Here is a 7,804-nt window from a genome sequence, read left to right on the forward strand (position 1 = left end):
GGCGGGCTTTTTCTGTTTCAGGGAACCGCGGTGGCGTACCGACTCGGCGAAACGCCGACGATCCGCTTGAAGGCATGGCTGAACGCGCTCTCGGACGCGTAGCCGAGATCCCTCGCCAGCACGGCTACCGGCACTTCGCCCTGGCGCAGCGCGCGCTCGGCAAGGCGCATGCGCCATCGCGCCAGGTAGGCCAGCGGGGCCACGCCGGCCGCGGCCTTGAACTGCGAGGCGAAGATGGTCCGCGACATCGCCGCCGCACTGGCCAGCTGGTCGAGGCGCCAGGCCTTGCCAGGTTCACCGTGCATCATCCGCAACGCCACGCCCAGGCGAGGATCGGCGGCCGCACGCAACCACCCTGCCTGCAAGGGGCCGCCCGCCGACAGGTGCGCACGCAGGATCTGCACGAACAACAGATGGGCGAGCTGGGTCCTGGCCATGCCCGAGCCGGGCAAGTCGCCACGACTTTCTTCGAGCATCCGGTCGAGGATCCAACGCATCGTCGCCGCCTCGGGCGCCGATGCGCGAACGTGGATCATCGACGGCAGGGCCTCGTGGAGCATCGGCGCATAGGTCGGATGCAGGCGTACGTGGCCGCCGATCTGGAGCACGTCGTCGCCCTCGCCTACCGTCACGATCGGCGTCGTGCGTCCGGCGAACACCTCGCGTGCGTCGATCGTCGGTAACGCGAGATCGCTGGCCAGCACGAAACCGCGCTCGGCAATCAGCAGGACCACGTCGCCCGTCTCCATCCGCACGGTGCTGCCACCGTCTGTCCGCAGCCAGCAGCCACCGCGCAGAACGGCGAAGAACTTCAGCTTGTCCGGCGCCGGGAAGCGAATCGCCCAGTCGCCGCCTGCGCTGAAACCGCCGGAAACGACCGATTCGACATCGGCCAGCCTCAACACTTCGGAAATCGGATCATCAGCCATCCCCGTACGATTGAGCATGAATGACGGACTTTCAAGCATTCATCGTTCGGAAGGCGACGCCTAAGCTTCTCCGGACCCTACGAGGAGATCCCCATGTCCAGCGTTCAGACCCCCATCCATTCCGGTTTCAGCATGGCCAGCACAGCGGACGAGGTGCTCGCCGGCATCGATCTCACGGGCAAGACCGCCATCGTGACCGGCGGCTATTCCGGCATCGGCACCGAGACCAGCCGGGCGTTGCGCGCCGCCGGTGCGCGGGTGATCGTCCCGGCGCGCGACCTCGCCAAGGCCCGCAAGGCCCTCGATGGCATCGATGTTTCCATCGAGCCGATGGATCTCGCCGATCCGGCGTCCATCGATGCCTTCGCCGAGCGCTTCGTCGCTCGCGGCGAGCCGCTGCACATCCTGGTCAACAGCGCCGGGGTAATGGCCATGCCGCTGACCCGCGACGCGCGCGGCTACGAGATGCAGTTCGCCACCAACCATCTGGGTCATTTCCAGCTGACAGCGCGCCTGTGGCCGGCACTGAAGCGCGCCGGCGGTGCCCGCGTCGTCTCGGTATCGTCCCGCGGGCACCGCTTCGCCGGTGTCGACTTCGACGATCCGAACTTCGAGCACCGTGAGTACGACCCCTGGGTCGCTTATGGGCAGTCGAAGACCGCTAACGTGCTGTTCGCCCTTGGCGTCGACAAGCGTGGCGAGGCCGAGGGCATCCGCGCCTTCGCGCTGCATCCGGGCGCGATCATCACCGACCTGGTCCGCCACATGAGCCAGGACGACCTGCGCGCTCGCGGCGCGATCGACGAGGAGGGCCGCCCGGTCGTCGACCTCGCCCGCGGGTTCAAGAGTGTGCCGCAGGGTGCTGCCACCAGCGTCTGGTGTGCCACCAGCCCCCAGCTCGACGGCATGGGCGGTGTTTACTGCGAGGATGTCGAGGTGTCACCCGTGTTGGTCGATGCCGACAACACACCAGGGCGCGTGAGCAGCGATGTCGGCGTACGCCCGTGGGCGATCGATCCGGTGGCCGCGGAAAACCTGTGGTCGCTCAGCGAAAAACTCACAGGTGTATCGCCCGCTTTACGCTGATCCATCATGGAAACGACGCGCCGTTAATGCGTAGCGGCGCATCGTTTGTTCGCCCCGCGTGACGGATCCGCGGTGAGCCGATCAACCCGATGACACTCCAGCCTGCGCGGCCGTTCGCGACGGGCGGACTTACGACTTCTGCGCTTCGAGGCACGGCCATGCGCATCGACAATCCGAATGGATCTTTTGATTCGTTCCCGTATCGCGTTTCTTTCGAAACGATGCGCGATATGGAGAACGCCCGCCGTCACAACTGGTCGCCCGGCTACTACGACACGGCCGAAGGCACCTGGGGGCGCCGGCCCGGCGAGTTAATCGACGTCCCGCTCGCCGATGGCGAGCCGGGACAGGAACAGCGCGAGGAATCCGAATCCGACCCGATCGACGTGAAGCCGAGTGGTCGGGAGACGGCCGACGTCTACTGAGCCGCCGAGGTCGGAGGCCCCTTGTAGATCACACCGCCTTTCATCACGAAGGCGACGTGGGCGGTCGTGCCGATATCCTGCGTGGGATCGCCCGGAACCGCGATGACGTCTGCATCGAGGCCTGCCCTCAGCTGCCCGATGTGATCCTGTTGGCGCAGCACTTTCGCGTCCACTGCGGTCGCGGCGAGCAGCGCGCGGGCGGGTGACATGCCGTCGCGGACCATCCAGGCCAGCTCCTTGTAGTTGTCGCCGTGCGTGAAGACACCGACGTCGCTGCCGTTGCCGATGGTCACGCCGGCGTCCATCGCCAGTTTGAACGCGTGCGCCGCCTTCTGCATCGATTCGGTCGGCGCGTCGCCCGGCTTCCAGCCACCGAAGTATTCCGACGTGGCCGCGCTGGCTTCGAGCGTCGGCATATAAGCGACCCCGTGCTGTTTCATCAGCGCGAAGACTTCCGGCGTGCCGTCGTATCCATGCTCGATGGTGTCGACGCCGGCCATGATCGAGCGGCGCATACCCTCGACCGTGGTCGAGTGCACGGCGACCGGCAGGCCCATGGCGTGGGCGGCATCGACCGCCGTCTTCAACTCTTCTTCGGTGAAGGTCGGCATCGAGCCTTTCGCCTTGCCGCAATGGTAGTCGGCGTAGAGCTTGATCCAGTCCGCGCCGTGCGCCGCCTGGTCGCGTACAGCGTCGAGCATCTGTGCCGTGCCACTCACGGGAATACCGCCTTGCGGCAGGTCGACGTCATCGCGGAAGCCGAGCGGACCCGGGCCATAGCAGTGCGCCGCGATGGTTGCGCGCGTGGCGACGAATAGATGCGGCCCGGGGATCACACCCTTGTCGATCGCGCGCTGCACGTCGACATCGGCATAGCCCGCACCCTCGGTGCCGAGATCGCGCAGGGCGGTGAAGCCGGCCATCAGCGTGTCGTTGGCGTGCTTCACCGCTTCGACCGTACGAAAGGCCAGCGTCTCCTTGAGGACCTGATCGTTCCAGGACGTCTCGTTGTACGGGTGCAGGAAAATATGTGAATGCGCATCGATGAGACCGGGCAGGATCGTCATGCCGGGAAGGTCGATGGTTTGCGTGCCGACGGGAGGTGTCACGTCCTTCGCCGGCCCTACCGCGACGATCTTGTCGCCTTGAATGAGAACAACCCAGCCGGGATGCGCCTGCTCGCTACGTGCGTCGAAGACACGGTCACCCTTGAGCAACCAGGGGTGATCTGMTGGCCTGGGAGTGCTTGACGATTCCGCCGCCAACGATGCGCCCATCACGGCGATGCACGCCGCAACGGCGACTGCCCTGCTCCACCCCACCCGCTTAGCCATGCCGTCCCCTGATCGATTCATTGCTGCCCCGGATGATAGGTCCGCTCGACGTGCCCTTGCAGCTCTTCCGGCCAGAAGTACACCGTCCGCAGATTACCAGTGGTGTAGCGCTCCGCCTCGTCGTTGAAATGCGCCGACGTGGGATGTCCACTTTCGCCGCCCGCCGTGATCGCCCGCGCATGCACCTTGTCACCGAACTCGACGACGGCGACGAAGCTGTTCCCGCTGGTGCCGTAGTAACGCTTCGTCCCCGGCCAACGGTGCGCACCAAACGACGCCAGCGAGCCCCAGCGCGATGAGGTGAAAGGCACCGGGATGCTCGCCTTCGTATCGTCGAAGGGCTGCACGATGGCGCCGTCGACACGCTGGAAACGATTGACCTCGCCCCACGGCACGCCCCAGCTGCCAAAGTCGTGCTCGAGTCGATCGGCCGCTTCCACCAGCGCATGGAGGCGTACCTGCGGACCGGCCTTCTCCGCCATCACGTCGTAGACCGAAAGCCCCTCCTCCGTATCCAGCTTGCTGGCCTTGTCCCAGAGAATGTCTCCCCAGAAAACGGCCAGCGAGGTCGGCATCGAGCTGATGCCCCAGCGGTAATCCCAGGTCCGCAACAAACCGATGGGACCAGCGAGCTTCAGCCTGAGGGGATCGCCCTGGGGCAACGCGTCGTAGTCGGCGATAAGGATCGGTAACTGCCGCGCGAAGGCCGGCAGATAGGGATCGAATGCGGCATCGATCAAGGATGCCAGCGTGAAGTCATGACGGCCGGTGAGCACGCGCGTCGCATGAAGGCCGCGGGGATTCTCGCCGACCGCATCCATGTAGCGCGGGAAGTCGGCCTGCTTCGGGCTGTCGGGACCGGCCGCGGAGTACGGCCAGTCGTTCGTGTTGAAAATCCAGCCCGTAGGCGGATTGAGCAGGCGCGGCGCCTTGTCCAGCGGCAACAATCCTTGCCAGTCCGTCGCGGGGTCGCTGCCATCGACGGGCTTCGTATAGTCGAATCGGTTGTCGCGCTTCGGAATGAACTGCGGATGCAGGTACGCGATGTTGCCCTTGTCATCGGCGTAAATCGTGTTGTTGGACGAGTTGGCCTTGAGCTCCGCGACCTTCATGTACGCTGAGTAATCGTTGGCCTTGGTCCGAAGCCAGCTCTGCTGCAAGGCCTCCAGTGGCTTGTTCATCAACGCGACGGCGATCCACTTGCCACCCTCCGCGCGGACCACAGGGCCGTGATGCGTCGCATAGACGGTGAAGGTTCGCGTCGTGCGTGTACCGTCGGCTGCGCGATACGGCACGACGATCTCGCGCGTGGTTATTGCACGCAATTCCTGGCCGTACCGATAGAAAGGCTTGCCGCCCTGTTCGACGATGGTTTCAGAAAACTCATCGACGACGTCCGCACCGGTGGACGTGTGCATCCAGCCCACGTGCTTGTTGAATCCCTGGTAGATGAAGAACTGACCCCACGTCACGGCGCCATAAGCATCGAGACCTTCGTCGCTGGACATCTGCAGCTCGGAGCGGAAAAAGAACGACGTGTGCGGATTGATCAGCAGCAAGGCGTGGCCGTTGGCGGTGAGCTTCGGCGCGATGGCGATGCCATTCGAACCCGTCGGTTCCTCCCAGCTGGACGGCGCTGTGTACTGCGCGAGCGCACCTTGCGGATCCTTGCCGTAAAACGCCTGCAAGCCCTTCGCCGACACCCGTTCGATGTCCCCGCCGATACTGCCTTCACTGAAGCTCAGCGCCATCCAGGGCTCGAAGTGCGTGATAACGCGCGGATGTACATCCGGATGCGTGGCGAGGTAATCGTTGAGACCGTCCGCCCACGCGTCCATCAAGGCCACCAGCCAACGTGGGCTGCGCGCATACATCGCCTTGAGCTGGACCGGATCGACGAACAGCTTCTGGCGAAGGTCCTGCCAGATCGCCGACTCTCCTTCCGCCTCGGCCGTCCGACCCAGCGCTGTCAGGTAGTTGGTCTCGACGCGATTGAAGTCGTCTTCCGCCTGGGCGTAGGCCATCCCGAAGACGGCATCGGCGTCCGTCTTGCCGTGGACATGGACGATGCCCCAATCGTCACGCTGAATCGTGACGGCCTGCGCTTCGCGCTTCCATCGGCTTGCGTCGTCCGCTGCGTGCGACGGTGTTGCCGCCAGGCCGAGCATGGCGAATAAGGGCAATGACAGACGGCGTACGAGCATCGGATATCCCCTGGCAACCGATGTGGGCGCGCCGATGGCACGCGACGCCGCAGTATAGCCATCCGACCCGGCTGTGCGTCGCATCGCCCACTGCCGTCGACGACCTCGCTATGCGCGCCTTGCGCCCTCCAGACGATGTCGCGCCAGCGCGACCCCTTCCGCAGACAAGGTCACATCACGCTTGCCTCCGACAATGCGTACGGACGCGCTGGCGCTATCCATCAAATCAAACCACAGACCGACCGCTTTACGGACCGTACCGTCCATCGATCCCACTGCGGACGTCCACGACGTATCATCAGCCGACAGTTGCGAAACGATGAGCGTCAACCGATCAAGCGCGCGCCTCAGTCCGGTCATAGAGCTGCCGTTATCAGGCACCTCCTCGAGAAGGAAGGCAACTGATCGGCGCACGCATGCCGTGACGCTCATGGCGCGCTCGACTTGCTCGACAAGCCCCGAAACATCGCCATCATTTTCCCCCTCGCACGCGAACTGAAAACCGAGGGCTCTCCTGAAAGCGTCCATCGCCCTGCAGCCGAACGAAACGTCGACACCTCCACACCCCACACTCGTAGTCTCGTCGAAGAAGAACGTCGCAGTCGCGATGAGATCCTCATAACCAGCCGCCTCGTCAAGAGACGTCTGTAGCATCTGGACGCGATATTCGAACTGCCGGATCGCGAGTCTGTCGTGATACTCGCGCGCCGCCATCAGCATGTCCTTGGCCGCGCCGAGATCCGCGCGGAGGTCGTAGATTCTTAAGAGATTACTCATGATTCACTCCATTTCGTGCGAAGGGCAATCATCAGGATCGATAAGATTGACCTGCACCAGACCCTTCCAACGTTCCGTTTTTCGTTGATGCGAGAACAATCCGATCCAGTACGCGACCTGCCTGACCAACCAAACCGGCCTGGCGTCCAGATCGATACAGTACGCGTCGCAGTCGAATCGGGCCTTGGCGATATGAGCGTGAAACAGCTCCTCGTAGTTATCAAGGGCGATGGACCATTCCGCCTCATTTTCCAGTCGCCTCGGGCGACGAATAAACGTCACGATGTCGAGATCATGAGGCCCCCTACCCCTGATCTCTTCCACATTCTCCACGAAGCTCCCACCAAGCCACTGGAAGCCCTCTATGACTCCGAAGTCACGTAGTGCGGCTCGATACTGCAACAAGCCCTCGAAAAGCGAGTGCCGTGTCGGCGTGGCCGCGAAGCGCTCCCTGACCGCGGCCAGGCTGACAGGATACGGCGAGCGTCCCTCGAGGGAGTAAGCGGTGGTCGTAAAAGGGGGGAGCACGCCCGATTTATCGAATGCGGGGATCATTCCTCGTGGCTTCCATGCAAGGTGATCAAGCATCATCTCGAAGCCGCGGGCCGTTGGCTGTGGGCGACACGCGGCGATGCCTGTAGGCCTCGCCGCCCCGCTCGTCGATGCTCGCGCGCTGTCGCTGAAACAGCCGGGGAATCATCATTCGTTATCGATAATCGGCAACGATCGAGTGACGGCCTTGATAGACCGGTGAATTCACTTCTGCGAGCAAGAAGCCGTTTCGCCGCGCGCGTCGTCATGCGACGTGACTACCGGCGTTACCATGACTCATGGCGACGACTGACGTCGACGGCAATTGCGAAACTTCTCACGAACGAAATCTCAACGACCGGTGTTTCCGCCTTTCGGGTCGCGGCGATGCGATAGCACTCATCGACGTGGTGGCAGCACTCATCAACGGCGTTTTGCTCGCGCAAGACTCGTCAGACAGCGCCTGCGGCCAGCTTAGTTTCTGCTTAGCGACGCACACCGTATCGATGTCCTCGTCT

At 63.7% G+C, this 7,804-nt stretch carries 8 protein-coding genes; 3 read left to right on the forward strand and 5 right to left on the reverse strand.

Annotated elements, in window-relative coordinates:
* Positions 1–17: 17 nt before the first annotated feature.
* Positions 18–929 (reverse strand): AraC family transcriptional regulator, encoded by a 912-nt coding sequence (locus tag AC1DYM_RS18890; protein ID WP_477340937.1) that lies wholly within the window; start codon positions 927–929, stop codon positions 18–20.
* Positions 930–1,022: 93 nt separating this feature from the next.
* On the opposite strand from AC1DYM_RS18890, the gene AC1DYM_RS18895 reads away from it, so the two are divergent.
* Together AC1DYM_RS18895 and AC1DYM_RS18900 are read left to right on the forward strand one after the other, a co-directional pair.
* Positions 1,023–2,015 carry an oxidoreductase gene (locus AC1DYM_RS18895; protein WP_477340939.1) on the forward strand — a complete coding sequence of 331 codons (993 nt, stop codon included), beginning with the start codon at positions 1,023–1,025 and terminating at the stop codon, positions 2,013–2,015.
* Positions 2,016–2,173: 158 nt separating this feature from the next.
* Positions 2,174–2,440 (forward strand): hypothetical protein, encoded by a 267-nt coding sequence (locus tag AC1DYM_RS18900; RefSeq protein ID WP_477340941.1) that lies wholly within the window; start codon positions 2,174–2,176, stop codon positions 2,438–2,440.
* Here the strand turns inward: AC1DYM_RS18900 and AC1DYM_RS18905 are convergent.
* From AC1DYM_RS18905 to AC1DYM_RS18920, 4 genes are all read right to left on the reverse strand, one after another.
* Positions 2,434–3,774: an amidohydrolase family protein gene (locus tag AC1DYM_RS18905; protein WP_477340943.1), complete on the reverse strand. Its 1,341-nt coding sequence runs from the start codon at positions 3,772–3,774 to the stop codon at positions 2,434–2,436. The two genes, AC1DYM_RS18900 and AC1DYM_RS18905, sit on opposite strands and share 7 nt — an antisense overlap.
* A 17-nt stretch (positions 3,775–3,791) precedes the next feature.
* Positions 3,792–5,978: a penicillin acylase family protein gene (locus tag AC1DYM_RS18910; RefSeq protein WP_477340945.1), complete on the reverse strand. Its 2,187-nt coding sequence runs from the start codon at positions 5,976–5,978 to the stop codon at positions 3,792–3,794.
* Positions 5,979–6,086: 108 nt separating this feature from the next.
* Complete coding sequence (locus AC1DYM_RS18915; protein WP_477340947.1) at positions 6,087–6,755, reverse strand: hypothetical protein; 669 nt, start codon at positions 6,753–6,755, stop codon at positions 6,087–6,089.
* Positions 6,756–6,758: 3 nt separating this feature from the next.
* Positions 6,759–7,310 carry a DUF6932 family protein gene (locus tag AC1DYM_RS18920; protein ID WP_477340949.1) on the reverse strand — a complete coding sequence of 184 codons (552 nt, stop codon included), beginning with the start codon at positions 7,308–7,310 and terminating at the stop codon, positions 6,759–6,761.
* A gap of 275 nt (positions 7,311–7,585) precedes the next feature.
* On the opposite strand from AC1DYM_RS18920, the gene AC1DYM_RS18925 reads away from it, so the two are divergent.
* Positions 7,586–7,804: hypothetical protein (locus AC1DYM_RS18925; protein ID WP_477340951.1), on the forward strand; the 219-nt coding region annotated here is incomplete at its 3' end.

It is taken from the genome of Luteibacter sp. P1_D3 (genome assembly GCF_056406135.1).

Coding starts and splice junctions, on each gene's coding strand:
- AC1DYM_RS18890 (WP_477340937.1), bottom strand. CDS start 929: ATGGCTGATGATCCGATTTCCGAAGTGTTGAGGCTGGCCGATGTCGAA.
- AC1DYM_RS18895 (WP_477340939.1), top strand. CDS start 1,023: ATGTCCAGCGTTCAGACCCCCATCCATTCCGGTTTCAGCATGGCCAGC.
- AC1DYM_RS18900 (WP_477340941.1), top strand. CDS start 2,174: ATGCGCATCGACAATCCGAATGGATCTTTTGATTCGTTCCCGTATCGC.
- AC1DYM_RS18910 (WP_477340945.1), bottom strand. CDS start 5,978: ATGCTCGTACGCCGTCTGTCATTGCCCTTATTCGCCATGCTCGGCCTG.
- AC1DYM_RS18915 (WP_477340947.1), bottom strand. CDS start 6,755: ATGAGTAATCTCTTAAGAATCTACGACCTCCGCGCGGATCTCGGCGCG.
- AC1DYM_RS18920 (WP_477340949.1), bottom strand. CDS start 7,310: ATGATCCCCGCATTCGATAAATCGGGCGTGCTCCCCCCTTTTACGACC.